Consider the following 23,996-nt stretch of genomic DNA (forward strand, 5'->3'; position numbering starts at 1 on the left):
AGGTGGTTGACCACAGTCGCCAAAACAATACTGAAAAAAACGAGACAATCACAATTGTTTCAACAATTATTAAAAACAGCCTAAAATCGGTTATCGATTTTAGGCTGTTTGTGTTTAGTTTGATTTGAGAGAGTGAAAAAAGATTCCCATTACATTCTTCTGCTATTATTAACAGGACTTGTAAATCTTTTTTCACTTTGACTGACTGCGTGTTTGACTGCCCCTTGCTTCGTTTTAGGAACTAAGAACATGATCGCCACTAACGCTAATACTGCGAAAATGACGTTAGTAATAATGCCTGCAGAAGCTGCCTTTTCAATATTGCCCGACATAGTCATAGTGCCGTACACAGTGGCAGATATGGCAACCCCAAAGGAACTGCCAAGAGAGCTCGCCATTTTGTAAATACCAGACGCTGAACCGACTTTATCTTCAGGTGCACTAGATACGGCGGTGTCCGTGGATGGCGTTGCATAGACCCCAAGTCCAACACCGAACAGGATGAATCCGATAAAGACAACGATGATATAAGCTGTGTCCGGTAAAAACGTCAAAGCCATTAACCCGATGCCGATTGCCGCCAAGATAGAGCCAACTATCATTGGCAATCTAGCGCCGGTTCGTTGCAGTACTTTTTCACCGACACGGATCATGACAAGGACTGCCACTAAATAGCCAATCGATAGCATACCTGATTGAAACGCCGTGAAGCCTCTTCCGACTTGCACATATGTATTCGCTACAACGAGCGTACCAGCTACCGCGTTCAATAAGAAGTTGGAGATGGTTGCACCTGTATAGGGTTTATTTTTAAATAAATTAAAATCAATCAAAGCATGTAATTTACCTGTTTCTATTTTGATGAAGAACAGCATGCCGGCTAGCGTAGCGGCAATTAAACTTAATGTGAGTGGACTTGTCCAACCAAAAACTGCACCGCGCGTGATGACAATGTTTAATGCAATCATTGTTAAAACAAATATGATTAATCCGGTAAAATCGAAACGGGAAGAACTTTGCTGTTTCACTTTACTTTCAGGTGTATCTTTAAGCAAGATCATCGCAAGGACTGCAAACACAATTGAAAAAACAAAAATCCATCTCCAGCCCATAGAAGTTGCGATAGCCCCTCCTGCAAATGAACAAACACCTGAACCACCCCAAGAACCGATAGACCAATAGCTAAGTGCACGCTGTCTTTCAGCCCCTTTGTAGTAGGTTCTCATCAAGGCAATCGTTGCTGGCATAATACAAGCAGCCGATAACCCTTGGATGATCCGTCCGATAATTAACAAGGCGGCACCATTCGTAAATACGAGGCAAAGTGAGCCAATGATACTTAGTAGGAGCCCGAAATAGGTCATTTTCTTACGCCCGATTTTATCAGCTAGCCCGCCTGCTGCCACGACGAAAATACCCGAGAATAAAGCGGTCAAACTGATTGCGATATTAAGTACGCCCAGTGAAATTCCTAAATCAGATTGAATTGCTGGAACGACATTGACCATGGATTGCGCAAAAAGCCAAAATGTTATGACACCAAATACAATTCCTGTAATCATCTTATTCGTACCTTGATAGCTTGTGGTCATGATCTTCCTCCTCAAAATAGAAAGCAGTTTCCGTGAAAGTTATCATTTATCCATTGTTTATATATTTCACTACTCTACCATAATGAAGCGAAGGGTTGAAGGTGAAAAAATTAATTGTTTTGGTTTATAATTGTTTATAATAGTGTGAATTAAAAGATATAAATAACATGGATAACTACATCAAAGTAATTATGATATTCACGGTAATAACTGAAATTTAGAGGGTTCGGGAGTACCTATCACGAACCCTTTAAATTTGGAAGAAAAATGAATGGGGGTGATTGTATGAACTATGTAAAGGAATTAAGAGAACTTGTCGGCAATCGGCCCCTCATATTACCGGGGGCTGTCGTAATAATCCTGAATGATCAAAACGAAGTGCTACTGCAACATAGATCGGACGGCGGATGGGGGTTGCCGGGTGGTTTGATGGAACTTGGAGAAAGTTTAGAGGAAACCGCGAGGCGAGAAGTGAGGGAAGAGACAGGGCTAACCGTGAGTGAATTGGTATTGATGGGTGTTTTCTCTGGGAAGGACTACTTCTTGAAGGTGGCAAATGGGGATGAATTGTATTCAGTAACTGCTGTTTATACAACGCGGTATGTACAAGGAGATATTGAAATTGACGGCATTGAATCATTGGATGTACAATACTTCCCGCTTGAAAAATTGCCAAATGGATTGACGCCGGGGTATCGAAGTTATATTGAGCCGTACATGTCGAGGTTAGGTATTGGGAAATGAATTTAGAAATTAAAAATATGGATAAAGAATTTGAGAAGCAAATTCTAAAATGAAGAGATTCCTTATTTAAATCCAGTTGTTGTCTGGCTGTACAAAGCGAAAAATACACGTGAGAAAGATCATGCCGACTTTTTCGCGGTTAAAAACTTTCTGAAGATAGAGGACAAAAACTGGTTACGTGAGGCACTTCAAGTTCATGTGCCTGGACATGTATGAACTCGCGAATTATGAGGAAGGGGGCAGGGAAATGAACAAGATTATGGTTATCGGGGTGTCAGCTGGTGCTGGAAAGTCAACGTTTGCACGTCGATTGGGGGAATTGACTGGAATCGAAGTAACGCATTTAGATTGTTTGTATTGGAAACCGAATTGGGTGGAAGCCCCACCTGAAGAGTTTTCAGCATCCCAGCAACAAGTTGTTCAAAATGATCAGTGGATTATTGAGGGGAATTATACGGGGACATTCACTATTCGAGAGTCATATGCGGACACTGTTATCTATTTGGAGCTCCCACTCCGTGTCTGTTTGTATCGAGTGTTGAAGCGAAGAGTGCAGTTCCACGGGAAAACGAGGAATGATATTGCTGAAGGATGTAAAGAGAAGATAGATAAGGCATTTCTGAAATTCATCCTTACAACATATGGGCCACGAAAAAAGACAATGATAGAGCGAATGCAGCGGTATATAGGGGAAGAAAAGACTGTTCATTATTTGAAAAGTAGTAAACAGATTGAGCTTTTTTTAAAAACGTACAAAAAAAGTAAAGCCAATTGCGTATAGTGCGATCGGCTTTACTTTTTATCGGTGAACTCTTGCTCAATCCATGTTTTCGACCAATTCTCGATTTCTTTCATGATCGGCGTAAGGGACATTCCTTTGTCTGTTAATGAATATTCGATTCGTACGGGTGTTTCCGGGTAAACATGGCGAATGACAAAGCCTTGCTGATCAAGATCTTTTAATCGCTCTGATAGTATTTTTCCGCTGACGCCGAGTTTGTCGGTCATTGTGCAAAAGCGCTGAGGTCCTGCCATTAATTGATATAAGATAAGCGCGGTCCAACGTTGGCTTAGGATAGATATGGCTTTTTCGAAACGTGGGCAAAGCTCAAATTCATTCATATTGTAGTGGCTCCTTTCGTAAAAACATTCATGTGTTGACAATATTCATTGTAACATATAAAGTTAGTTACATAAAGTAAGTAACTTACTAATTAACTAGGAGGAGGAGTATAAATGAATTTTCATACAGCACCGCATACGTATACAGGGGAAGTACATCTTAACGTTCAGGACTTGAATAGAGCTGTTCAATTTTATAAAGAGGTGATTGGATTTAAAGTACTCGTAGAAGCTGCGGATAAAGTTGTCCTAACAGCGGATGGCAAGACGCCATTGCTGATTATTGAGCAACCGGAAAATGTTACGCCCAAAGAGGCGCATAAATCTGGGCTGTACCATTTCGCATTATTGTTGCCGAAAAGAGCTGATTTAGGGGCAATTATTAAACATTTCATCCAACAGAATGTACGAATCGGGGCTTCGGATCATCTTGTAAGCGAAGCGCTCTATTTGTCAGATCCGGATGGCAATGGCATTGAGATTTATATAGATCGTGATCCTGACGTTTGGAGTTGGGATAATGGAAAAGTTGCGATGAGTACGGATCCGCTTGACGGAGAAAGTATTATTGCAGAAAGTGCGGATCAGACATGGGATGGACTTCCTGTCGGGACTGTTATGGGGCATGTACATTTACATGTAGCCAATTTGCCTGAAACGGAAATATTCTACAATGCACTCGGCTTCGAGGTTGTCACGAACTATCCGCAAGCACTGTTCATGTCTAATGGGAAATACCATCACCATATTGGCTTGAATACGTGGAATGGCGAAGGCGTGTCACGTCCTACTGCTGGCAGTGTCGGACTCCAATCGTATACGCTTATATATCCAAATGAAGCTGCAGTGAAAGAAGCGATTACAAAAGTGGAAGAATTAGATGCAAAAGTGGAATTGAACGGTAGTGAATTTATGACGGAGGATCCGTCCGGTAACCGTATTAATCTTCGGGTTGGGTGATTTATTTCATCAGTTGAATGTGAAATGGGCTGTCTAAATTGGGCAGTCTTTTTGAATTGTATTCAATTTTAGTGTTTTGTGTAGTATGGTGAGTAGTATATGTGGTAATTAATGGTTTAATTGCGGAATTGCAATTAGAATCTAAAAGTTGAAATTAAAGGCTTGAAGTTGCAATTAAAACGTGACACTTATGCTGTGGGGATATATAACTTTCCCTACTTCAACTAAAAATTATAAAACTTCCTTCGACGCCATCCGAATAACAACGTATACTTAAAATAATAATACATATATTACCGAATTGAAAAGGAGTGAACTATGTGACGAAAAAGTTATGGTTTCAAGTAGGTGTTGGAATACTGCTTGCTATGCTCATTATTAAATACTTTATGGAGATTCAAGGGATTTTTTCGCCTTTAGTTATCATTGCAAAGGCAATATTCATACCATTATTACTTGGTGGCGTTCTCTATTATATTACGGAGCCGATTCAAGGTTTTTTGGAAAAACGTAAAGTACCAAGGTGGGGGAGCATTCTTGCGGTTATAGCGATTCTCTTAGCGGTCGTTTGGATATTCGTAGCAATTATTGCGCCTCCAGTGACGAAACAAATTAATAAATTAGTCGACAATACACCAGCTATCGCCCAAGAAATAAACGACTTGACATACTCTTTGTTTCAACAAAAAAGTGAATTACCACCAAAACTTGAAAACTCGATTGATACTGCGGTTGAATCACTTCAATCGATAGCGGTTAACTTTGGGAAATGGGTTGTTCAATTTTTACAAGCCCTCTTTCAAGCGATGTTCCTGCTTGTATTAGTCCCGTTTTTCTTCGTTTTTATCCTGAAAGATCACGAAAAATTTGCACCGTTCATATACAATTTCTTTTCGGGAAAACGTCGGGAATGGGTCAAAAAGACCTTACGTGACATCGACACGGTACTCCGTTCATATATCCAAGGGCAGTTGTTAATCAGTTTTCTTTTAGCCATTCTGTTGTACGCGGGTTATATGATTATTGGATTGGAGTATGCGCTACTATTAGCTATTTTTGGGTTGTTCATGAATCTCATTCCTTTCATCGGTCCATGGATTTCAGCTGTTCCTGCAATTATCATCGGTTTCATACAGGATCCGAAGATTGGTATTTTTGCTGCAGTCGTAATGGTTATCGCCCAGCAAGTTGAAAGTAATCTTATAACTCCAAATGTCATGGGGAAATCGCTGGACATTCATCCACTGACAGTCATTACTGTTATATTGGCAGCAGGTAATATTGGAGGTTTTCTCGGCATCATCGTTGCTGTTCCGGCGTATGCAGTTGGTAAAGCAATTGTGAAAAATATCTATGCAACGCGGCGAGATATTAAAAATGCTGCAACGAAAACGGTTTGAAAAAGAAATAGTAGACTGAAAAGCGCTAGGTGAAATCTAGCGTTTTTTCATACCATTCAATTGGGAAATGTAACCTTTTAAGGGTTGGACCGTCTCATTTATTAAATAGATAGGGGGGATTCGATGAAGAGAAAGGCGGTTTGGACACTACTAGTAGGAGGTTTGCTGGTACTATTGGCGTCTTGTAGTTCAGGTGACTCATCAAAGGCTGATAGTCAGATGGAGAGCTCATCAACTTCGCATGACATGGCAGCAACCGAGCAAGAGAATAAAGCTAAAACAGAAGTGTTAGCCGATGAACAATCTGAAGTGATCCCAACGAATAGAAAAATCATCCACAGAGCGGAATTGCAGCTCAATGTGAAAAACCTTGAAAATACGCAGCTTACGATAGAGAAAAAGGTGAGTGAATATGGAGGCTATATCGTTGAATCGAATGTGCATCGTGAAAGCGAAGAAAGTATGAGTGCTTTGATCACAGTTAGAATCCCAGAGCAACATTTTCAAAAGTTCTTAACAGATGTTGAAGGGGAAGCGGCTGAAGTTTTGAATCGCAATGTGACTGGGGAGGACGTAACCGAACAATATATAGATCTAGAGTCCAGGGTTAAATCAAAAAGAACGGTAGAGGAAAGGTTACTTGTGTTTATGGGCAAGGCGGAAAAAACAGAGGATTTATTGAAAATATCGTCTGATTTATCGAAGGTTCAAGAAGAAATTGAATTAATTGTAGGAAAGATGAAGTATCTAGAAAACCAAACGTCTTTTTCTACTATTGAAATAGCGATGCATGAAAATCGTGTTATTGTTCCAGGATTAGACGGTGAAAGTTTAGATACATGGGAAAAAACTAAAAAGCAACTTGCAACAAGTACAAACTTCATTTTTGCGGCGGGTTCGGGATTGGTAGTCTTTTTCATCGGGAATTTGCCGATACTCATTTTGCTACTACTTGTTGGTGTAGGGGTTTACTTTATTGTTAAAAGAATGAAGACACCTAAATAAATTAGTGAATGTAACTAAAAACAGCGTGATATAAATATCGGGTTCGGTACATGGGGAGAAAACGTAAAAAGTATGGCATATGGGGATGTAATTCGCACATGATTTGGTGTCCCCGTTTTTGTTGTTGTATCAATGTTTAATGCGATTATCGATAGTAAATCGCATTACAATTGGTGGACAAATTAACAGCAGCACATAAATTTATGTGCTGCTGTTAATTACGTTGTTAATATGCTTGTTAATAAGTGAATGGGGTTTTTTCCATGAAACAATTGGAAACGTCGAAGGGAACAAGGTATTTTGTGCTGAAATAGATTATAAGAGGACGGCTTATTAGACAAACAGGGCCTTTAATTAATTGATGGTAGATGGATAAAGGGGGGATAATATGAAAAGGTTAATTACACTAGTAGCACTGTTGGTATTTGTTTTAAGTGCCTGTGCTAATAGTAATCCAAAATCAAATACGATTTCTGCTGTTGAATTAACAGAGAGAGAGCATGCAATACTTACGACTACTTCAGACAAATCATTTGTTTTTGACTTCAATACTGACAGTGATTATAAAGAAGTATCAGTATGGGTTGAAAAATACGAATCAGGTAAATTGGTTAATGATGCAATAAGCTCATTACTAACAGAAGTAGAGGAAAAAGGGTCTATTATCTTTGCGACTTCTAATCCAGATGACAGTGGAAAGAAGCAGACATTCAATATTGGAATTAGAGGTAATGGTGGTATAAGTTCTGTAAGTAACTTCGAGACAACTTCAGATGATTTAGATGCTATGGCAAGCGTTTGGAACAACCTCGAAGGCAAGAGTAATTCAATTGAAGGTGAGCTCTTGCTAGCCATTATCGGTTATTCAAGTAATGAAACTATGAGTAGTCTTTCTACTGGTTTTTATGAAGATTTTGAAGGTAATAGGAAAGAGTTAGAAAAATATGACGTTGTTTACCTTCTAAAAGCTGAATTTAATAAGTGAAGACTTGTATAGATAATATTTAATAAATAGGTGCGATTGTGGAACAAGTGATATAAAATTATATTAGGAAATACGGTGAGTAAAAAAACCGCACAGGCGTAATAATCTGCGCGGCTTTTCTTGCATTTTCTATTGTTAATTCATATTAATTCATATATAAAACATATGCTAAATCGATTGTCATTTGACTTATTATTGTCGTTTTTCTCCCCGTCAACCGAACCCGTTATGATATAATAATTACTGCTTTTTCCTGTTTTATGTTTGGAAATACAAATGTTTATGCAAACTACATCCCGTATTAAATTGTGCTGAACACTTAGGGCACTTCGATCGACACGTCAAATACTCCGTAATAGTTAACTCATATCCACAAGCCCCGCAAAGAACTACTTCTTCATCAAACTTCTCAATGGGCCAAACAGTAGGATTCCCGCAACCATCTTCTTCATGGCATTTGTAGCACGGATAGTAGGTGTCACAACAATAGAATTTTATTGCAATCCGGTCGATTTCGGCATGATAATGTACACAGCGCGTTTCTTCATCAAGAACTTTTCCTTGAACTGTATGGCCTTTTATTTGCATGTTCAATTCCCACCTTCATTTTTTAGCATGTATAGAATCACTTGGAAAATGGATAAGCTATTGAAAAAAGGATTGATATAATGCGGAATGAGTTCCCTTTAATCCATACAAATATTTGGGATGCTTTTTGGGCAATACCCGCTATTCTTCTAGGAATATTCCTGTTGAAAGTTTTATTCAAACTCCCTGAAAGTTGGTTTTCAACCGCTGCAACAATCCTTGGACTTATTTTGTCTATTTTCATCAGCCATCCAGGTAACTTGCCAGCCGGTATTTTTATGGGATTTTTCTACGGCGGCGCAGCTAGTGGGACAATTTATTCGATGAAGGTCTGGTACAATGGCTATCGAAAAAAATAATATCCATCTTTTCATTTCAACGGGCAAAATCCACACTGCATGAGACCGGGTACATCCTTTGAGAAACAGCATGTTGTCCGGACTTCGGTGTTTAAAAGCATGGACGGTTCGCATCCTTTTAAATAGGCAGCAAATAAGGAACGAGGTGCGATCCCTTCCCAAGTTGTGTCGTCTTTCAATATGTTGAGGTCTGCGCGTGCTTCTACGGAGGTGCCTGGGTTCGCCAAAAGGACATGGTACTGCCAAAGGAGAAAACCGAAAATGTTTTCCCATAACGTCAATGGAGAAATGGATGAGACCGTACGGATTTGTCGGATGACAGCGCCACATTCATCCTGTAGAATCCGCTTGATGACGTCGCGCCGTTCCGCGTCTTCTACATATCGCCAATCCTTCGCAGATGCAAACGTGCTAACTGCCAATTTTCCGTATTCCTCTTTTGCACCAAAATGGAGCTGTTCATTGTTTCCGTCCCATACTTCATCGTACTTCGCCAGGTTATAAAATTGCATCGCGGTAAACATCCCAAAACGGCGCATGAAATACGATGCTGCTACAGTGCGGTTGGGGCTTCCACTTACTGCTTGGACGACATTTAGCATATCTTCTGTTTTTTGGCTGTCGAGTAACATTTTCAATGTGAATAAATTCTGTTCGGGAGAATCTACATAAATGCTGTACATATTCAGTTGTCTGAGCTGATCCGTGGTTAAGTTTGTCATAAATTGATTATAGCGTTCTTACTAGTCAATCATCAAGTTGAGTGAGCGCTCAGTCTGTTGTATACTAATTGAATAGACGGACTTTTATAGGAGTGAAAAACCAACGTGGAAAAACGATTGAGTGCAGAACAATTTATTGATTTGATTGATAAAGAGGCAGATATTATTATCCCGATTGCCAATGGGGAACCTCATCGTTTACTTGATATATTGGAAGAGAACTATTTGAAATTACAGAACGTTAGGATTCATCAAATGCTGGCTCTTCGAGAGCGAGATTATATAATTGGTAAAATGAAAGGTCATCTTTCACATGTCTCATACTTTTTGAGTGGTGCAACACGAAAGGCTTATCAGGAAGGAAAAATAGCATTAGTCCCGAACGTTTTCCATGAAGTTCCGCGCATGCTAAAGAAAATTACGAACATGTCGCTGATTATGACAGTTTCTTCACCAATGGATGAACACGGATACTTTTCATTGGGCACACAGGCAGATTATATTTCCGAGTTCATCGGTCATGTTCCATTTATCTTGGAGGTGAATGAGCATATGCCGCGCACATACGGTGAAAATCAAATCCATATTAGCCAAGTTGCGGGCTACATAGAAAATAATGCGCCTTTATCAGAAGAAAAACCTCCTTTAATCGGTGAGAAAGATCTTAAAATTGCGGAATTTGTAACAAATATTATTGAAAATGGGGATTCACTTCAAGTTGGTATAGGTGCGATCCCGAATGCGGTTATGAGCATGTTGAAAGATCACCGTCATCTAGGTATCCACACTGAAATGCTGACAGACGGAATCGTTGATCTCGTACAAGCGGGAGCTGTTGATGGGACACAGAAGTTCACACATAAAGGGAAGATTGTTGCGACATTTGCATTCGGATCAAAGCGTTTGTATGATTTCATCCATGAAAATCCTGCTGTTGAATTTTTACCGGTAAGCACGGTGAATGATCCGCGAGAAATTGCGAAGGAAGAAAGAATTGTGTCCATCAATGCAACAACAGAGGTTGACCTTTATGGACAATGTGCTTCCGAAACAATTGGAGGACGCTATTATTCGTCAACTGGTGGACAAGCAGACTTTGCACGCGGGGCACGTTTTGCAAAGCATGGTAAAGGTTTTATATGCATGTATTCGACTGTGAAAAACGACACCATTTCACGCATTAAACTGCAATTGTCGCCAGGTTCTGTCGTAACGACGTCGAAAAATGACGTCGACAATATCGTCACTGAATATGGCATCGCTAGTCTGTATGGCAAGTCGTTATCTGAACGTGCAAAAGCGCTCATAGATATTGCCCATCCGGCATTCCGGGAAGAGTTAGTGTTTGATGCGAAGAAGAATGGCATACTTTATTGACATCGAAACAGCGTCCTTGCAAAGGGGCGCTGTTTTTATGCACAAAACAAATTTATTGCAAAAATATACCCCGCGTGGTATATTTTTAGTGAGATTAAAGGGATATTAGGAGGGTAATTATATGACGTGGGTATTTATTTTACTAATCGTTGGATTTTTTGTATGGCGCATGATGCCGGCTAAAGGTGTTCGTTCTGTTTCGACAGAGGACTTGAAAGGAATGTTGAAAAATAAATCAGTACAGTTCATCGACGTTCGGACGCCTGGCGAATATAAAGGACGACATATTAAAGAGTTTAAAAATGTTCCGTTGAACACATTGAAATCACAGTTGGCTAGCCTGGACAAATCGCAAGAAACCGTTGTTATTTGTCAAAGCGGCATGCGAAGCGGACAAGCAGCGAAGATATTGAAGAAAGAAAAGTTTACGAACGTTTTAAACGTTACAGGCGGCATGAGTGCTTGGCGCGGATAATGAAAATCGGGAAAATCCATGGGGAATGTTGTACTCATGGATTTTTTTGTAGAAAAGAATAGATTATGCCCGTTTATCAGCATATGCCCAACACACTTTTTTAGGCTGATACATACTATTTGAATGAAGAGGTGGTGGACGTTGAAGAGAGATGATAAGGCTGTCCGATACGATCCGTTTGAAATCGAACAGCGCGAATGGAAACAAAGGCAAACGAAAGAGCGGCTAAAGCAGATGTTGACGATTGCCTCGCCGTTGTTCCTGCTTCTTATGTGGGAACTGTTGTCGAGGACTGGAATGATTGATATCCGCTTCTTCCCACCTCCATCCGCAATTGTGAGCACGTTTTTTGGGATGATTTCAAGTGGTGAAATGGCTGGTCATATCGGTGTTTCATTATACAGAATCCTCGTCGGATTTTTGCTAGGTGTCATACCTGGTGTCGTCATTGGTCTGCTAATGGGCCTTTATACGCCAATTCGGCATTTTGTTTCGCCAATTGTGATGGCGCTCATGCCGATACCTACACTTGCCTTGCTTCCAATCATTATTATTCTTTTTGGAATCGGGGATTTATCGAAAGTCATAACAATAGCTGGGAGTGTTTTTTTTCCGGTTGTTATCAATACGGCGGCTGGAGTCATTAATATCGATTCAATCTATTTGGATGTGGCAAAAAATTATGGAGCCAGCAAACTAGATTTTTTTACGAAAATTGCTTTTCCTGGTGCAATGCCGGTTATGTTGGAAGGGATTCAGATGGGGCAGGCGATAGCGCTTCTGACAATTGTCGCAGCGGAAATGATGGGTGCTACATCAGGGATTGGCTATCTAATCTGGGTTTCGTACAAAGCATTCTTACTGCAAGAAATGTACGTTGGGCTCATCCTCATTTCGTTTTTCGGTTATCTGTTCTCGCTGTTGTTACGAGGAATTCAGAAAAAGATGTTACCGTGGAGGTGAGTAGATGAGCAGGAAAGCAAAGATCATCATTCGTAATTTAACCAAGGCATTTTATAAAAAACAAGGCAGTGTCACGGCGCTTGACGATATTAATGTAACAATCAATGATGGGGAATTCGTTTGTATAGTTGGACCAAGTGGCTGCGGTAAATCGACGTTACTTCGAATCTTGGCAGGGCTTGAAACTCCTAGTATTGGTGAATTTACAATTGCTATAGCGACGGATGGAGAGAATCGACCGTTGCAATCGATGGTGTTCCAGGAAAGGGGTATCATTCCGTGGCTCACTGTCGAAAAAAATGTGGCATTCGGGCTTAAAATGCGCCATTTGCCGAAAAAGTTCATAAAAGAGCGTACGGCATATTATTTAAAAAAGACTGGATTAGAAAAGTTTTCATCCCTTTATCCGAAAGAGCTATCTGGGGGAATGAAACAACGGGTGAGTATTGCGCGTGCATTTGCTAATGATCCGGAGATCCTGTTGATGGATGAACCTTTTGCTGCGCTGGATGAACAAAATAAATTCATCTTGCAGGAAGAGTTACTGTCGATTTGGTCGGAAACCGGGAAGACGATTCTATTCATTACCCATAGTATCGATGAAGCGTTATTGCTAAGTGATCGTATCTTACTAATGAGTTCACAGCCGGGTAAAATTATTCGAGAAATTATTGTCGAAATGCCACGGCCGCGAAAAATCGAGGACATACGAGAAAATCCTGCTATGGCAGGGCAATTTGTGGAAATATGGAAGCACTTGCAGGAAGAGGTGCAGCGTTCAAGACGAGAAGATGAATAGAAGGGGAGAGGTTCGATGGCAAAGTGGATGAAAAACGGATGGTTGCTATCGTTATTTGCGATAGCGCTAATCGTTGGTGCTTGTTCTCCTAAAGAGACGGCGAAACCGGTAGTAGATGATAAAAAGCCTGAAGAAGTAGCTGCAGTTAATCCTTCGGGTGATTTGGCACCCCTTGAAAAACGTGCAAAAGTTGTCATTGCGGAAGACGGCGCTGCGTCTGGTGCGGGATTCTATATTGCAAAAGAGAGAGGATACTTTGAAGACTATAATATTGAAGTAGAGTTTGCTCAGTTTGCAAACAGCGATGACATGCTTCCAGCGTTAGCAGCTGGGGAAGTGGATATTGCAGGTGGTGTTTCCACTGCATCGTTCTTTAATGCGATTGGTCAAGGTATTGATGTGAAAATTATTGCGGATAAAGGACATAACGTGCCAGGCAAGTCGTATTTCACACTTGTTATAGGTAATCATATGGTTGACGTAATAAAAGAGTATAAAGATCTTAAAGGGAAGAAAGTTGGCGTATCATCACACAACTCGATTGATGAATATATTTTTGAGGAAATGATTAAATACGCCGGATTGACAAAGGATGACGTCGAATTTGTCCTTATGAGCGATTTTGGTAGTATGCTCGGTGCAATCAGTAACGGAACAATTGACGCAGCTGTTAATATTGAACCGCTCATCGCAACTGGCGTAGAAAAAGGATTCCATGTTCGATTTGGAGACACGACTGATTTTGCGCCGGAGTCCCAAATTGCAATGGTGTTAGGCTCGCCTCAATTCATGGCCGAAGAGCAAGATATATCGTTGCGATTCATGGCCGCTTATTTGAAAGGTGTGCGTGATTACAACGATGGATTTATCAAAGGCGAAGGAAAAGATAAGATAATCGACATAATGACGAAGCATACAGCGTTGAAAGACCCGGCGCTTTGGGAGAAAGTGAACGTCACCGGTCTCGATCCAGATGGGAAGATGTTCATCGACGATATTAAAAAGCAATATGACGCGTACAAAGCAAATGGTGCTATCCGTGGTGAGATTGATTTTGATAAAGCGATAGATACCTCGATAACGGAAAAAGCGGTCGAGGCGATTGGTGAATATAAGCGGTGATCACCGTAATTAATATGATGTAAGAGTTGACAGCTCTAAATAAAAACCCTTTCAGAGCTAGTGATTTTAGCTCTTTTTTTGTATCTTCCTATCAGGGTTGCACTTATTTATGGATCCAACCCTAGAAGGAACATCATCGCATTTCGACATTCTAAATGCTAAACTAAAAGTAGCTATAAATGTTGAAATATTGAATATGGCGTATAAATTAAGCGTAGGCGCCTTGCAAGGGGTAGCCGGAGCCATAAGACTGGCAGCGCAGCAGTCATGCTTATGGCGGGAGGTATCCGCAAAGTGCCAAAGCATTATTCAATGGAATCATTAACTCAACCTATATAGAACATTCTCGTACCTAAACAAAGGAGATAGAAGGTTGAAACTACTCATAAAAGTGCTAGTGTTTTTAGTCTTAGCCATTATATTAACGAAGTTACCAATCGCCGGTAAATACTTCGCTGTTGCAAATACACTAATTCATGAGGTAGGCCATCAACTGGCCAGTATACTAACTTTTGGTAAGGCGCATGAAATCCATTTATTTTCAAATACAGAGGGAGTGGCTTATTCGAGTCATCAATTTTGGATAGGTAAGTTCATCACAGGGTTAGCGGGATATGTTTTTTCTTCATTTATGGCATGTACTTTCTTCTTCCTTATTTACAAAGGACGTTATTCGATGGTGATTTACATTTTATTAGCCATCTTGGGAATCAGTTTACTATTTTGGGTTAGAAACGTATACGGTTTTTTCTGGATCATTACCTTTACCGCGGCATTCGTATGGTTACTTTGGAAAGCTGAAGGCCTGATTATTGAATACGTTGTTCTATTTCTGGTTTCCGTTATTTTTATAGAATCCATTACATCGGCGTTTGAGATTATGTATATAAGTTTTAAAACGCCATTACAAGCAGGAGATGCAACTAGTCTGGCTGGACTAACTCGTTTGATCCCTGCCCAAGCTTGGGGAATACTTTTCTTTGTCCAAGCTTTATATTTTGGATGGTTAGCCATGAGGAAATTTAAACCCACCTAATACCCTGAACATACTAGCGTCTCAATCCGAAGTGAAAAATAGCCTCCCGAGTGAAATTTTAACTTTGGGAGGCTATTTCTTGTTAAGTTATTTTCTCCTGTTTCATCACCGATGTTTGCAAACTATGCAATACCATTCCTGTAATGATTACTGCGATGCCAACTAAAGAAAGCGTACCGGGCAGTGCAATACCGAGAATCATCATTTCGCCAAGAATAACAAAAATAAGCTGTGTTGACTGTGTTGCTTCCACAGCTGCGAGTTTGCCTTGATCTCCCCGTACGCGGTCGGTTGCCATGAAGAATAAGGTTGTAGCGATGACTCCCGAACTGATACCAACGATGAACGACTGGCCAAGCTGACTCATAGAAGGGGGTCCGACCGTCCATAACGCATAGAATGAAAAGGCAATCCAAACGGGAATTGTCATAAGGGTCATACCAAGCACTCGTTGAAACGTATCGAGTCGACCACCAAGAAGCTCCATCATTTTACGGTTGCCAAGCGGGTAGGCGAACGCTGCCAAAACAACTGGAATGATGCCAAGCAGCAACGTACGCGGTTCAACGCTTTGGGCGTGCGGGATTTGGATAAGTACGACACCAGCAAAAATAATAAGTGTAATACCAAGTGAGATTAGCGGAATCTTTTGCCGAACCTTTTTTTCACCGTCTAGCGTTTTCACAATCAACGTGAAAAAAGGTGCCAGCAGGATACCGGCCACAATTGTCAATTGCCATGTGCCAGCAAGAAGCCACCCTGGACTGTAAGCTGCCGCGTAAGTAAGTGGTGCGTAGAATAAGACAAAGGCCGTTAAGCTCCAGATGAAAAATGGGGCAGGTTTACGGACGAATTCCTGCATCACTTCACCAAGCCCTTTGCGGTAAGCAACGATAGCGAATAAAAAAGGTACCATAAAGAAATAGCGAAGGGAGGCGCTCCAAAGCCAGCTTCCTCCCGATAATTCCATAGATCTGTTCAAAATGAATGTCACCGCGAAAAAAATGGAGGAAAGGACACCAATCCAAATTTCCCTCATAGGCTATCCCCCTTTTATTTAGGCGCGTTCTTCAAAAAGTTTCACGGCTTCAATGATGACATTTGTCGCTTTTACCATATTATCCACTGAAATATATTCGTATTTCCCATGATAATTTTCTCCACCTGTGAAGATGTTAGGCGTTGGCATACCCATATACGACAATTGGGAACCATCTGTACCGCCGCGTACGGGTACGATGTTCGGTTCAATAGTGAGGTTTTTGAATGCATCGGACATGATATCAACTATTTCCATGACAGGTTCAATTTTTTCACCCATATTGAAGTATTGGTCTTCGATTTCGAGTGTGACTGCGTTCTCGCCGTACTTTTTCTTCAGCTTATTAGCAGTTTCGATCATCAGCTGTTTTCTGTCTTTGAAGGTTTCACGGTCGAAATAGCGGATGATATAGCCAAGTGTAGTTTCTTCAGTGGAACCGTTGAACTGCATAAGATGAACAAATCCTTCGTAGCCATCGGTTTTCTCAGGAATTTCATTTGCCGGCATTGCCGCCTGGAATTGATTGGCGAGTAAAACGGAGTTGACCATTTTATCTTTCGCAGAACCAGGGTGAACGCTGACACCGTGGAATGTAACTTTAGCAGCCGCTGCGTTGAAGCTTTCATATTGCAATTCTCCAAGTGGTCCACCATCCATTGTATAAGCGTATTTGGCGCCGAATTTTGCGACATCAAATTTATGTGGTCCACGCCCGATTTCTTCGTCTGGTGTGAAGGCGATACGCAGTTTACCATGTTTTATGTCTGGGTTCGCAATCAAATACTCCATCGCTGTAACGATTTCAGCAATCCCCGCTTTATCATCCGCGCCAAGAAGTGTTGTCCCGTCCGTTGTAATAAGCGTGTGACCGATATAGTTTTTCAGTTCAGGAAAAGAATTTACTGTCATTATTGTGCTGGCGTTCAGTTGTAGATCATTGCCGTCGTAGTTGTCGATGCGCTGTGGCTTGACATTTTTTCCGGTGTAATCAGTCGTCGTGTCAACATGTGCAAGAAATCCGATGACAGGTACGTCACGGTCCGTATTGGCAGGCAGTGTTGCGAATAAATAGCCGTTGTCGTCGAGTGTAATGTCTTCCATTCCAATAGTGGTTAGTTCTTTTTGTAATTCGTGCAGAAGGTCCCATTGACCCGGTGTTGAAGGCGTCAAAGAGCTTCCAGCATCTGATTGTGTGTCAATTTTTGCATAACGTATTAGACGTTCGATTAGTTTTTCTTTCATAGTTAATAATTCCTCCTAATAAAGTGCTGATTCCCCTATCTTATCAGATTGCTCCGGTTTACGGAATACTTTACAATCCGACTTCCAATGCTGGATGCTATGAAAATTTGCGCCGCGTAATACGTCAACATAACGAATGCCTCGCGGTATGGAATTTCGTAAACGAATCGATCGATTGCAAGAATGGAATCTGAGAATATGAATAGCAATGCTCCAATGATAGCGAGCTTCATTCTCGTGCGAATAGCCATCCAACCCATCATTAAAATAATACTAATGTAGGCGGTAATGGCAATGCCGAGAAAGGTTTGGCCAGCAGAAAATTGTGAACCGGCAATCCAAATAGCCATGCCTGTACCGTAGAGAAGGAGAGGAGCGGCGGCCCATATAGGCACGGTCTTTTTTGCAACATGATTAAAAGCAAAGATATAAAAAATGTGACCAATGAAGAAGGTGATAAGTCCGGGTAAGAACCAATAGATGACGCCATCGGCAATCATGCAGACGAAGAGTCCACCAATGACGATCCGTTTGTATCTACGGGATAATAGGGGTCTTGTCGTTTGCGCAAATAGGATAATAAGTACCATGGGAATCAGTTTCATTAAAGTTTTGAAGCCGACTGGATCAGTGGGGATGAAGAATATATGGATGATACCCATTGCGATAATTGCAATAAGTAGTAGATTTCTAATCATTAGGACAACCCCCTTTTCTACTACGTTTTCGGGGGATGGGTAGAGAAACCCTTTTTAGGTTGTGTAGATTTCAGAAATTGTCGTCCAGTTTCAATAGGCATACATAAAAGGGCATAGAAAAAAGGCATCGCTTTAAGCGCAAATGCCTTTTTCTTGCTATTTATTATACGATTGAGTAATTCTTATGTGAAACAACAGTAAGATTTGACGCGGCGCCAATAAGTTCGGCGTCCTTCGATGAGATTTCAACAATGACGGAGTTCTCAAGTATTTTAAAAATAGTACCATTTACTTCGTGTTCATTACGGACAAATGAAATTTCTTCGTCGATTCTGCGCGCTGCGACAAAATCCGATACTTCTTTTTCCCTGCGTGGAAAAGCCATTTGAATTCCCCCTATCATCCATTCTCATCTTGCCATCTAGTTAAAGAGTACTTCGGGGAAACCCGTAGCAACAAGTAGATGAAGATGGAAAACAACTAAACGTAAACGATAACACAGATGTTGTCTACTATTAGTATACCATATTTTAACGAAATTTGCAGGGTAGCAGACTTTGTTAGCTATTTAAATAACAGTGCTTAAGTTCAAAACTTTGTAGCATACTAAAAACAAAGAGGTTGACATTATACCTGTAGGGGTATAATGTGTGAGTATAGCTTAAATAAAAGGAAGTGATGGGCATGGTATACGATGACAAAGTGAAAAATAGGCTAAAACGGATTGAGGGTCAAATCAAAGGTATTTTAAAAATGATGGATGATAATAAAGATTGTAAAGAAGTAATTACGCAATTGTCAGCCTCGCGTTCAGCTATAGATAGAACGATTGGTGTTATTGTCAGCTCCAATCTAATTGAATGTATACAACAAATGGATGACAGTGATCCAAGAACACAAGAGGATATTGTAAAAGAAGCAGTAGACCTACTAGTTAAGAGTCAATGAAATAATGGACTCTTTTCTTTTTAACGCATAATATACCCTGTGGGGTACAAAAAGAGAGGGAGATTTGATTGTCTGAAACGAAAAGAACCACCATTGTATTATTCAGTGGAGATTATGATAAAGCTATGGCGGCGTACATCATTGCAAATGGTGCTGCAGCTTATGATCACCAAGTAACGATTTTTCATACATTCTGGGGATTGAATGCACTTCGAAAAGACGAACTAGTCCCAGTAAAAAAAGGCTTGCTAGAAAAAGTATTTGGCAAAATGATGCCACGAGGTGCAGATAAGATGGGTATTTCCAACATGAACTTTGCTGGAATGGGTCCTAAAATGATTAAACATGTCATAAAAAAGCACAACGCGATGACACTACCACAACTGATTGAACTCGCTGAAGAACAAGATATAAAACTTGTCGCCTGTACAATGACGATGGATCTTCTAGGCTTACAGCAGAAAGAATTGATGGATGGCATCCAGTACGGCGGAGTTGCTGCTTATCTTGGGGATGCTCAAGAAGGCAATGTAAACTTATTTATTTAAAATTTTAAAAGATGGAGGGTTTAAAATGATTGAAATAACACCATTAGAAGTTCTGAAAAAGTTAAATACGAACGAAGCAATTCACCTGATTGACGTGCGGGAAGTGGATGAAGTGAAAGAAGGGAAAATACCACAAGCAATTCATATTCCGCTCGGATTATTGGAATTCCGTATGCATGAATTGGATAAAAATAGTGAGTACACAATGGTGTGCCGTTCAGGTGGACGTAGTGGAAGAGCCACACAATTGCTAGAGGGACACGGATTTAAAGTAGTGAACATGGTTGGCGGTATGAATGACTGGGAAGGTTCAGTGGAATAACCCTATTTTTTTATATTAAATTATACCCATACGGGCATGAGTAAAGGGAGAAGATGACATGATAAAAACTGATTTTATTCTTGACGCAAAAGGAATGGCTTGTCCAATGCCAATCGTCAAAACGAGAAAGATTATGAAAGAAATGGAACCGGGAAATGTGTTGGAAGTGCAGGCGACTGATAAAGGATCTACGGCAGATTTAAAAGCATGGGCTGAGGGTTCTGGACATTATTACCTCGGCACGACTGAAGAAGCAGGAGTTCTTACGCATTATGTACGGAAATCAGGCGACGAAGAACAAGTTGAGAAAAAACATCCACACATCGTGTCGAATGAACAACTCAAAGCCATTTTAGAGGAGAATCGTGAAGTGCTTGTGCTCGATGTTCGTGAATCGGCAGAATATGCATTCAATCATATTCCAGGGGCTAAGTCTTTGCCGCTTGGTGACCTTGAAAGTGAACTCGGGAATTTGGATAAAGAAGCGGAAATTTACGTCGTATGCCGAACAGGAAATCGCAGTGATATAGCATCTCGGAAAGTTGCTGAAGCCGGATTTTTAAAAGTGAAAAACGTTGTGCCTGGCATGAGTGAATGGAATGGACCAACAGAAAAGATTGTGTAATGAATGAATGAAATTACTAGAGGGGGTATACAAATGACGGTTCAACCAATGACGGCAAGTACAATAGCGAAAAAAGTAGTGAATCAAGAGCCTTTTTTCATTTTAGACGTGCGTAATGAAGATGCATTTGTGGATTGGAAAATTGAAGGAGACAACATTCAGCATCTCAATATCCCTTATTTTGATTTACTAGATGGGGTTGAAGAAATTATGGGTCAGCTTCCTACGGATCAAGATATTGTCGTTGTCTGCGCAAAAGAAGGCTCTTCCATTATGGTTGGGGAAATGATTGCGGAAGAAGGACGCACGGTTCATTACTTACAAGGTGGGATGAAGGCTTGGAGTGAACATTTGGAGCCAGTGAAAATTGGTGACTTGAAAGACGGCGGGGAGCTGTATCAGTTCGTGCGAATTGGCAAAGGTTGTTTGTCGTACATGATCGTTTCGAACGGGGAAGCAGCAATTGTTGACGCGACGCGGATGACCGATGTATTCATCGATTTCGCGAAAATGTTGGATGTCAAAATCACGCATATTTTGGATACACATCTCCATGCGGATCATATTTCAGGAGGCCGTAAAATTGCAGAAGCCGTAAATGGGACGTACTGGTTGCCTCCAAAAGATGCCGGTGAAGTGTTATTTGCTTATGAGTCATTGGAAGAGGGGCGAACGATAACAATTGGTAATACGACGATTGCCATTCAACCTTTGTATACACCAGGGCATACAATTGGATCTACATCATTCATAGTAGATGACACGTATTTACTTTCAGGCGATATCTTATTCATCGATTCAATCGGACGCCCCGACCTTGCCGGTTTAGCCGAAGATTGGGTTGGCGATTTGCGGGAGTCGTTGTACAAACGCTATAAAGAATTGTCAGCAGAATTGATTGTTCTTCCTGCACACTTCATGATTATAGAAGAATTCAATAGCGATGGTAGTGTTTCTGGAAAACTAGGTACATTATTCGCAGAAAATCACGGTTTGAATATTGAAAGTGAAGTAGAATTCAGAGAAATGGTAACAGGTAATTTACCACCACAACCGAATGCTTACCAGCAAATCCGTGAAACTAATATGGGCAAAATAACGCCTGATGAAGAAACACAACGTGAAATGGAAATCGGACCAAATCGTTGTGCGGTTAGATAATTTATTAAAAAACGAGGAGAGATTATGAATGAAATCAAACAAAGTATTAGACGCTAAAGGGTTGGCTTGTCCTATGCCGGTTGTACGTGCAAGAAAAGTGATGAAGGAAATGGAAACAGGTGAAGTGTTGGAAATTCTTGCGACAGATAAAGGATCCGTTGCAGATTTAGCTGCATGGTCGAAGTCGGGTGGTCATGACTTAGTGAAGCATACGGAAGAGGCTGGCGTATTTACATTTTGGATTCAAAAAGGTTAATTTAAAATGGAAGGGTATCTGCTTGTAGGATACCCTTTCTCCTTTTGAAAGGAGGACGGTGTGGTGGATTTCGCGTTTATTGTCACGATATTTTTAATTGGATTTGTGGGTTCGTTTGTTTCCGGAATGGTTGGGATAGGCGGCTCAATTATCAAGTATCCGATGCTGTTATATATTCCGCCCCTTCTTGGCGTTGCGGTCTTTACCGCTCATGAAGTATCCGGAATAAGTGCAATTCAAGTCTTTTTTGCAACAATTTCAGGTGTATGGGCATACCGTAAAAGCGGTTTGATAAATAAATCATTGGTTCTGTACATGGGTTCTAGTATTTTAGTGGGTAGTTTCATCGGTGGATACGGCTCGACTCTATTATCGGAAGGTGCTATCAACCTGGTCTACGGTATATTGGCAACAATCGCTGCGATTATGATGTTCATCCCTAAAAAAGGACTGGATGACATTCCTGTCGATCAAGTTACATTCAATAAATGGTTAGCGGCAGTGTTGTCATTCGTTGTTGGTATTGCAGCAGGAATTGTTGGAGCCGCGGGAGCATTTATCCTAGTACCTATTATGCTAGTTGTTTTGAAGATTCCTACGCGAATGACGATTGCGACGTCACTCGCCATTACGTTTATTTCTTCCATAGGTTCGACAATCGGGAAAGTTGCGACCGATCAAGTGTTGTATGGACCTGCTGCCGTTATGATTGTTGCGAGTATCATAGCAGCACCTATTGGGGCGAAAATTGGTCAAAAAATGAATACGAAAGTACTTCAATGGTTATTGGCACTTCTTATTTTGGGGACTGCTATTAAAATATGGTTGGATTTTTAACAACAAATAGAATCCGGTATCGCTCATTATGTAGGCGATGCCGGATTTTAAGTGTTCATTACTATTTCTTTTTAAATAAAATTGAAACCCGCTTCTCGCTACGCTCTTTCATCCGCTGGAAATTCTCGAGATGTTTCCAAATAGCGATTGCAAATAACAAAGTTGCTATCACGACGGGCCAGTATCCTTCTGCCAATACCGCCATCGCGATGAGCGTCACATAGAGCATCAGCACACCAAACACGAGAAAGTCTGTTACTAGCGCCACGACGACAAACAATGCAAAGCCAATGAGTCCAACTTGCCAGTCGATGGCAAGCAGTACACCAATTATTGTCGCGGTTCCTTTCCCGCCGTTAAAGTTCATGTAAAACGGGAAGTTATGCCCAATCACGGCTGCAGCAGCAGTAAGGAATAAAAGTAAAGACACAAAGACTTCTGGAAGTGCTGCGTTTTCTGTGAAATAACGCACAAGTAAGACAGCGGCCGCACCTTTTCCGATATCAATTACTGCAACAAGTGCGCCGAATTTCTTCCCAAGAACAATGGTCGCATTCGAAGCACCGGCATTTTTCACACCAGTTTCTTTCAAATTAACGCCGGATATTTTCTGCGCGATAACTGACCCATGTAGACATCCGACTGCATATCCCCAGAAGAGCATACCTACAACCCACAACCACATATCAAGTTCCTCCTAAAATAGCGATAGGTTAAGTGTAACATTCTATATAGACACAAGTTTCAGAAGTATTGTTTAATAAACTATTGACAAAGTATTAAGATATCTACTATACTATGTCACAAGATGGAAAACTGAATATCACAAACTCTTATCAAGAGCGGCGGAGGGAATAGGCCCTGCGATGCCCGGCAACCAGCGAGTGACAAACTTGCAAAGGTGCTACTTCCTACAGATTCGTGCGAACGGTCTGAAAGATAAGGGGAGGAATAAGCGAAAGCGTAACCCTCTTCTTAAGCGAAGGGGGTTATTTTTTATTCCGAAAATACCCCTAACGCCTCCGTACATCACACTCATATCCATCTAAAAAAACTCTGGAGGTAATG

At 40.9% G+C, this 23,996-nt stretch carries 29 protein-coding genes and 1 riboswitch; of the genes, 20 read left to right on the forward strand and 9 right to left on the reverse strand.

Translation table 11 applies throughout. The features are described from left to right. Positions 1 to 149 precede the first annotated feature (149 nt). Positions 150 to 1,592 (reverse strand): MFS transporter, encoded by a 1,443-nt coding sequence (locus I2484_RS05075; RefSeq protein ID WP_218627924.1) that lies wholly within the window; start codon positions 1,590 to 1,592, stop codon positions 150 to 152. 285 nt (positions 1,593 to 1,877) lie between these two features. On the opposite strand from I2484_RS05075, the gene I2484_RS05080 reads away from it, so the two are divergent. Both I2484_RS05080 and I2484_RS05085 read left to right on the forward strand, forming a co-directional pair. Then, positions 1,878 to 2,336: an NUDIX hydrolase gene (locus I2484_RS05080; RefSeq protein WP_207149960.1), complete on the forward strand. Its 459-nt coding sequence runs from the start codon at positions 1,878 to 1,880 to the stop codon at positions 2,334 to 2,336. 247 nt (positions 2,337 to 2,583) lie between these two features. Next, positions 2,584 to 3,117 carry a P-loop NTPase family protein gene (locus I2484_RS05085; protein ID WP_207149961.1) on the forward strand — a complete coding sequence of 178 codons (534 nt, stop codon included), beginning with the start codon at positions 2,584 to 2,586 and terminating at the stop codon, positions 3,115 to 3,117. 11 nt (positions 3,118 to 3,128) lie between these two features. On the opposite strand, the gene I2484_RS05090 is transcribed toward I2484_RS05085, so the two are convergent. Beyond that, a complete protein-coding gene (locus I2484_RS05090; protein WP_207149962.1) occupies positions 3,129 to 3,458 on the reverse strand; it encodes a winged helix-turn-helix transcriptional regulator in 330 nt (109 codons plus the stop codon). A gap of 114 nt (positions 3,459 to 3,572) precedes the next feature. Here I2484_RS05090 and I2484_RS05095 point away from each other — a divergent pair, with 114 nt between their 5' ends. From I2484_RS05095 to I2484_RS05110, 4 genes are all read left to right on the forward strand, one after another. After that, positions 3,573 to 4,418: a VOC family protein gene (locus tag I2484_RS05095; RefSeq protein ID WP_207149963.1), complete on the forward strand. Its 846-nt coding sequence runs from the start codon at positions 3,573 to 3,575 to the stop codon at positions 4,416 to 4,418. Positions 4,419 to 4,738: 320 nt separating this feature from the next. Next, positions 4,739 to 5,818 (forward strand): AI-2E family transporter, encoded by a 1,080-nt coding sequence (locus I2484_RS05100; protein ID WP_207149964.1) that lies wholly within the window; start codon positions 4,739 to 4,741, stop codon positions 5,816 to 5,818. A 123-nt stretch (positions 5,819 to 5,941) separates the two neighbouring features. Continuing rightward, complete coding sequence (locus I2484_RS05105) at positions 5,942 to 6,823, forward strand: DUF4349 domain-containing protein (protein ID WP_207149965.1); 882 nt, start codon at positions 5,942 to 5,944, stop codon at positions 6,821 to 6,823. Between the two features lie 388 nt (positions 6,824 to 7,211). Then, complete coding sequence (locus I2484_RS05110) at positions 7,212 to 7,808, forward strand: hypothetical protein (RefSeq protein WP_207149966.1); 597 nt, start codon at positions 7,212 to 7,214, stop codon at positions 7,806 to 7,808. A 258-nt stretch (positions 7,809 to 8,066) separates the two neighbouring features. Here the strand turns inward: I2484_RS05110 and I2484_RS05115 are convergent, their stop codons facing one another. Continuing rightward, positions 8,067 to 8,396 (reverse strand): CHY zinc finger protein, encoded by a 330-nt coding sequence (locus tag I2484_RS05115; protein WP_207149967.1) that lies wholly within the window; start codon positions 8,394 to 8,396, stop codon positions 8,067 to 8,069. Between the two features lie 80 nt (positions 8,397 to 8,476). Here I2484_RS05115 and I2484_RS05120 point away from each other — a divergent pair, with 80 nt between their 5' ends. Next, positions 8,477 to 8,755: a hypothetical protein gene (locus tag I2484_RS05120; RefSeq protein ID WP_207149968.1), complete on the forward strand. Its 279-nt coding sequence runs from the start codon at positions 8,477 to 8,479 to the stop codon at positions 8,753 to 8,755. An 11-nt stretch (positions 8,756 to 8,766) separates the two neighbouring features. Here I2484_RS05120 and I2484_RS05125 read toward each other — a convergent pair whose 3' ends face one another. After that, complete coding sequence (locus tag I2484_RS05125; protein ID WP_207149969.1) at positions 8,767 to 9,477, reverse strand: hypothetical protein; 711 nt, start codon at positions 9,475 to 9,477, stop codon at positions 8,767 to 8,769. Positions 9,478 to 9,582: 105 nt separating this feature from the next. Here I2484_RS05125 and I2484_RS05130 point away from each other — a divergent pair, with 105 nt between their 5' ends. From I2484_RS05130 to I2484_RS05155, 6 genes are all read left to right on the forward strand, one after another. Next, complete coding sequence (locus I2484_RS05130; protein ID WP_207149970.1) at positions 9,583 to 10,854, forward strand: acetyl-CoA hydrolase/transferase family protein; 1,272 nt, start codon at positions 9,583 to 9,585, stop codon at positions 10,852 to 10,854. Positions 10,855 to 10,975: 121 nt separating this feature from the next. Continuing rightward, positions 10,976 to 11,329, forward strand: a complete 354-nt coding sequence (locus tag I2484_RS05135; RefSeq protein WP_207149971.1) for a rhodanese-like domain-containing protein — start codon at positions 10,976 to 10,978, stop codon at positions 11,327 to 11,329. Positions 11,330 to 11,563: 234 nt separating this feature from the next. Further along, on the forward strand, positions 11,564 to 12,292 hold the full coding sequence (locus I2484_RS05140; RefSeq protein WP_481886378.1) for an ABC transporter permease: 729 nt from the start codon (positions 11,564 to 11,566) through the stop codon (positions 12,290 to 12,292). A gap of 4 nt (positions 12,293 to 12,296) precedes the next feature. Then, entirely contained in the window at positions 12,297 to 13,091 is a 795-nt protein-coding gene (locus I2484_RS05145) for an ABC transporter ATP-binding protein (RefSeq protein WP_207149973.1), read from the forward strand. Between the two features lie 27 nt (positions 13,092 to 13,118). Next, positions 13,119 to 14,213, forward strand: a complete 1,095-nt coding sequence (locus I2484_RS05150) for an ABC transporter substrate-binding protein (RefSeq protein ID WP_207150104.1) — start codon at positions 13,119 to 13,121, stop codon at positions 14,211 to 14,213. 373 nt (positions 14,214 to 14,586) lie between these two features. Next, positions 14,587 to 15,249: a M50 family metallopeptidase gene (locus I2484_RS05155; protein ID WP_207149974.1), complete on the forward strand. Its 663-nt coding sequence runs from the start codon at positions 14,587 to 14,589 to the stop codon at positions 15,247 to 15,249. 82 nt (positions 15,250 to 15,331) lie between these two features. On the opposite strand, the gene I2484_RS05160 is transcribed toward I2484_RS05155, so the two are convergent. The 4 genes from I2484_RS05160 to I2484_RS05175 all read right to left on the reverse strand — a co-directional run bounded on the left by I2484_RS05160 (position 15,332) and on the right by I2484_RS05175 (position 18,616). Then, a complete protein-coding gene (locus I2484_RS05160) occupies positions 15,332 to 16,288 on the reverse strand; it encodes a DMT family transporter (RefSeq protein ID WP_207149975.1) in 957 nt (318 codons plus the stop codon). Between the two features lie 18 nt (positions 16,289 to 16,306). Next, a complete protein-coding gene (pepT, locus tag I2484_RS05165) occupies positions 16,307 to 17,533 on the reverse strand; it encodes a peptidase T (RefSeq protein WP_207149976.1) in 1,227 nt (408 codons plus the stop codon). 35 nt (positions 17,534 to 17,568) lie between these two features. Further along, positions 17,569 to 18,231 (reverse strand): lysoplasmalogenase, encoded by a 663-nt coding sequence (locus I2484_RS05170; RefSeq protein WP_207149977.1) that lies wholly within the window; start codon positions 18,229 to 18,231, stop codon positions 17,569 to 17,571. A 163-nt stretch (positions 18,232 to 18,394) separates the two neighbouring features. After that, positions 18,395 to 18,616 carry a DUF2187 family protein gene (locus tag I2484_RS05175; RefSeq protein ID WP_186668246.1) on the reverse strand — a complete coding sequence of 74 codons (222 nt, stop codon included), beginning with the start codon at positions 18,614 to 18,616 and terminating at the stop codon, positions 18,395 to 18,397. A gap of 299 nt (positions 18,617 to 18,915) precedes the next feature. Between I2484_RS05175 and I2484_RS05180 the strand changes: the two genes are divergently transcribed. The 7 genes from I2484_RS05180 to I2484_RS05210 all read left to right on the forward strand — a co-directional run bounded on the left by I2484_RS05180 (position 18,916) and on the right by I2484_RS05210 (position 22,928). Continuing rightward, on the forward strand, positions 18,916 to 19,179 hold the full coding sequence (locus I2484_RS05180) for a metal-sensitive transcriptional regulator (RefSeq protein WP_207149978.1): 264 nt from the start codon (positions 18,916 to 18,918) through the stop codon (positions 19,177 to 19,179). A gap of 68 nt (positions 19,180 to 19,247) precedes the next feature. Then, entirely contained in the window at positions 19,248 to 19,727 is a 480-nt protein-coding gene (locus I2484_RS05185) for a DsrE/DsrF/DrsH-like family protein (RefSeq protein WP_207149979.1), read from the forward strand. Between the two features lie 25 nt (positions 19,728 to 19,752). Beyond that, entirely contained in the window at positions 19,753 to 20,049 is a 297-nt protein-coding gene (locus I2484_RS05190; protein WP_207149980.1) for a rhodanese-like domain-containing protein, read from the forward strand. A 58-nt stretch (positions 20,050 to 20,107) separates the two neighbouring features. Then, positions 20,108 to 20,674, forward strand: a complete 567-nt coding sequence (locus I2484_RS05195) for a sulfurtransferase TusA family protein (protein WP_207149981.1) — start codon at positions 20,108 to 20,110, stop codon at positions 20,672 to 20,674. A gap of 33 nt (positions 20,675 to 20,707) precedes the next feature. Beyond that, positions 20,708 to 21,835 carry an MBL fold metallo-hydrolase gene (locus I2484_RS05200; protein ID WP_207149982.1) on the forward strand — a complete coding sequence of 376 codons (1,128 nt, stop codon included), beginning with the start codon at positions 20,708 to 20,710 and terminating at the stop codon, positions 21,833 to 21,835. A 28-nt stretch (positions 21,836 to 21,863) separates the two neighbouring features. After that, positions 21,864 to 22,091, forward strand: coding sequence for a sulfurtransferase TusA family protein (locus I2484_RS05205; RefSeq protein WP_186668233.1), 228 nt, complete (start codon positions 21,864 to 21,866; stop codon positions 22,089 to 22,091). Between the two features lie 63 nt (positions 22,092 to 22,154). Then, positions 22,155 to 22,928, forward strand: a complete 774-nt coding sequence (locus tag I2484_RS05210; protein ID WP_207149983.1) for a TSUP family transporter — start codon at positions 22,155 to 22,157, stop codon at positions 22,926 to 22,928. Positions 22,929 to 22,989: 61 nt separating this feature from the next. Here I2484_RS05210 and I2484_RS05215 read toward each other — a convergent pair whose 3' ends face one another. Then, positions 22,990 to 23,613 (reverse strand): glycerol-3-phosphate acyltransferase, encoded by a 624-nt coding sequence (locus I2484_RS05215; RefSeq protein ID WP_207149984.1) that lies wholly within the window; start codon positions 23,611 to 23,613, stop codon positions 22,990 to 22,992. 145 nt (positions 23,614 to 23,758) lie between these two features. Continuing rightward, positions 23,759 to 23,874: riboswitch (SAM riboswitch) on the forward strand. The last annotated feature ends 122 nt before the right edge of the window (positions 23,875 to 23,996 follow it).

Origin of the sequence: Sporosarcina sp. E16_8 (genome assembly GCF_017347095.1) — a bacterium.
Lineage (GTDB): Bacteria > Bacillota > Bacilli > Bacillales_A > Planococcaceae > Sporosarcina.

Coding starts and splice junctions, on each gene's coding strand:
- pepT (WP_207149976.1), bottom strand. CDS start 17,533: ATGAAAGAAAAACTAATCGAACGTCTAATACGTTATGCAAAAATTGAC.
- I2484_RS05160 (WP_207149975.1), bottom strand. CDS start 16,288: ATGAGGGAAATTTGGATTGGTGTCCTTTCCTCCATTTTTTTCGCGGTG.
- I2484_RS05110 (WP_207149966.1), top strand. CDS start 7,212: ATGAAAAGGTTAATTACACTAGTAGCACTGTTGGTATTTGTTTTAAGT.
- I2484_RS05085 (WP_207149961.1), top strand. CDS start 2,584: ATGAACAAGATTATGGTTATCGGGGTGTCAGCTGGTGCTGGAAAGTCA.
- I2484_RS05105 (WP_207149965.1), top strand. CDS start 5,942: ATGAAGAGAAAGGCGGTTTGGACACTACTAGTAGGAGGTTTGCTGGTA.
- I2484_RS05195 (WP_207149981.1), top strand. CDS start 20,108: ATGATAAAAACTGATTTTATTCTTGACGCAAAAGGAATGGCTTGTCCA.
- I2484_RS05075 (WP_218627924.1), bottom strand. CDS start 1,592: ATGACCACAAGCTATCAAGGTACGAATAAGATGATTACAGGAATTGTA.
- I2484_RS05150 (WP_207150104.1), top strand. CDS start 13,119: ATGAAAAACGGATGGTTGCTATCGTTATTTGCGATAGCGCTAATCGTT.
- I2484_RS05175 (WP_186668246.1), bottom strand. CDS start 18,616: ATGGCTTTTCCACGCAGGGAAAAAGAAGTATCGGATTTTGTCGCAGCG.
- I2484_RS05180 (WP_207149978.1), top strand. CDS start 18,916: ATGGTATACGATGACAAAGTGAAAAATAGGCTAAAACGGATTGAGGGT.
- I2484_RS05215 (WP_207149984.1), bottom strand. CDS start 23,613: ATGTGGTTGTGGGTTGTAGGTATGCTCTTCTGGGGATATGCAGTCGGA.
- I2484_RS05115 (WP_207149967.1), bottom strand. CDS start 8,396: ATGCAAATAAAAGGCCATACAGTTCAAGGAAAAGTTCTTGATGAAGAA.
- I2484_RS05080 (WP_207149960.1), top strand. CDS start 1,878: ATGAACTATGTAAAGGAATTAAGAGAACTTGTCGGCAATCGGCCCCTC.
- I2484_RS05135 (WP_207149971.1), top strand. CDS start 10,976: ATGACGTGGGTATTTATTTTACTAATCGTTGGATTTTTTGTATGGCGC.
- I2484_RS05095 (WP_207149963.1), top strand. CDS start 3,573: ATGAATTTTCATACAGCACCGCATACGTATACAGGGGAAGTACATCTT.
- I2484_RS05170 (WP_207149977.1), bottom strand. CDS start 18,231: ATGATTAGAAATCTACTACTTATTGCAATTATCGCAATGGGTATCATC.
- I2484_RS05140 (WP_481886378.1), top strand. CDS start 11,564: ATGTTGACGATTGCCTCGCCGTTGTTCCTGCTTCTTATGTGGGAACTG.
- I2484_RS05090 (WP_207149962.1), bottom strand. CDS start 3,458: ATGAATGAATTTGAGCTTTGCCCACGTTTCGAAAAAGCCATATCTATC.
- I2484_RS05205 (WP_186668233.1), top strand. CDS start 21,864: ATGAAATCAAACAAAGTATTAGACGCTAAAGGGTTGGCTTGTCCTATG.
- I2484_RS05145 (WP_207149973.1), top strand. CDS start 12,297: ATGAGCAGGAAAGCAAAGATCATCATTCGTAATTTAACCAAGGCATTT.
- I2484_RS05120 (WP_207149968.1), top strand. CDS start 8,477: ATGCGGAATGAGTTCCCTTTAATCCATACAAATATTTGGGATGCTTTT.
- I2484_RS05125 (WP_207149969.1), bottom strand. CDS start 9,477: ATGACAAACTTAACCACGGATCAGCTCAGACAACTGAATATGTACAGC.
- I2484_RS05190 (WP_207149980.1), top strand. CDS start 19,753: ATGATTGAAATAACACCATTAGAAGTTCTGAAAAAGTTAAATACGAAC.
- I2484_RS05200 (WP_207149982.1), top strand. CDS start 20,708: ATGACGGTTCAACCAATGACGGCAAGTACAATAGCGAAAAAAGTAGTG.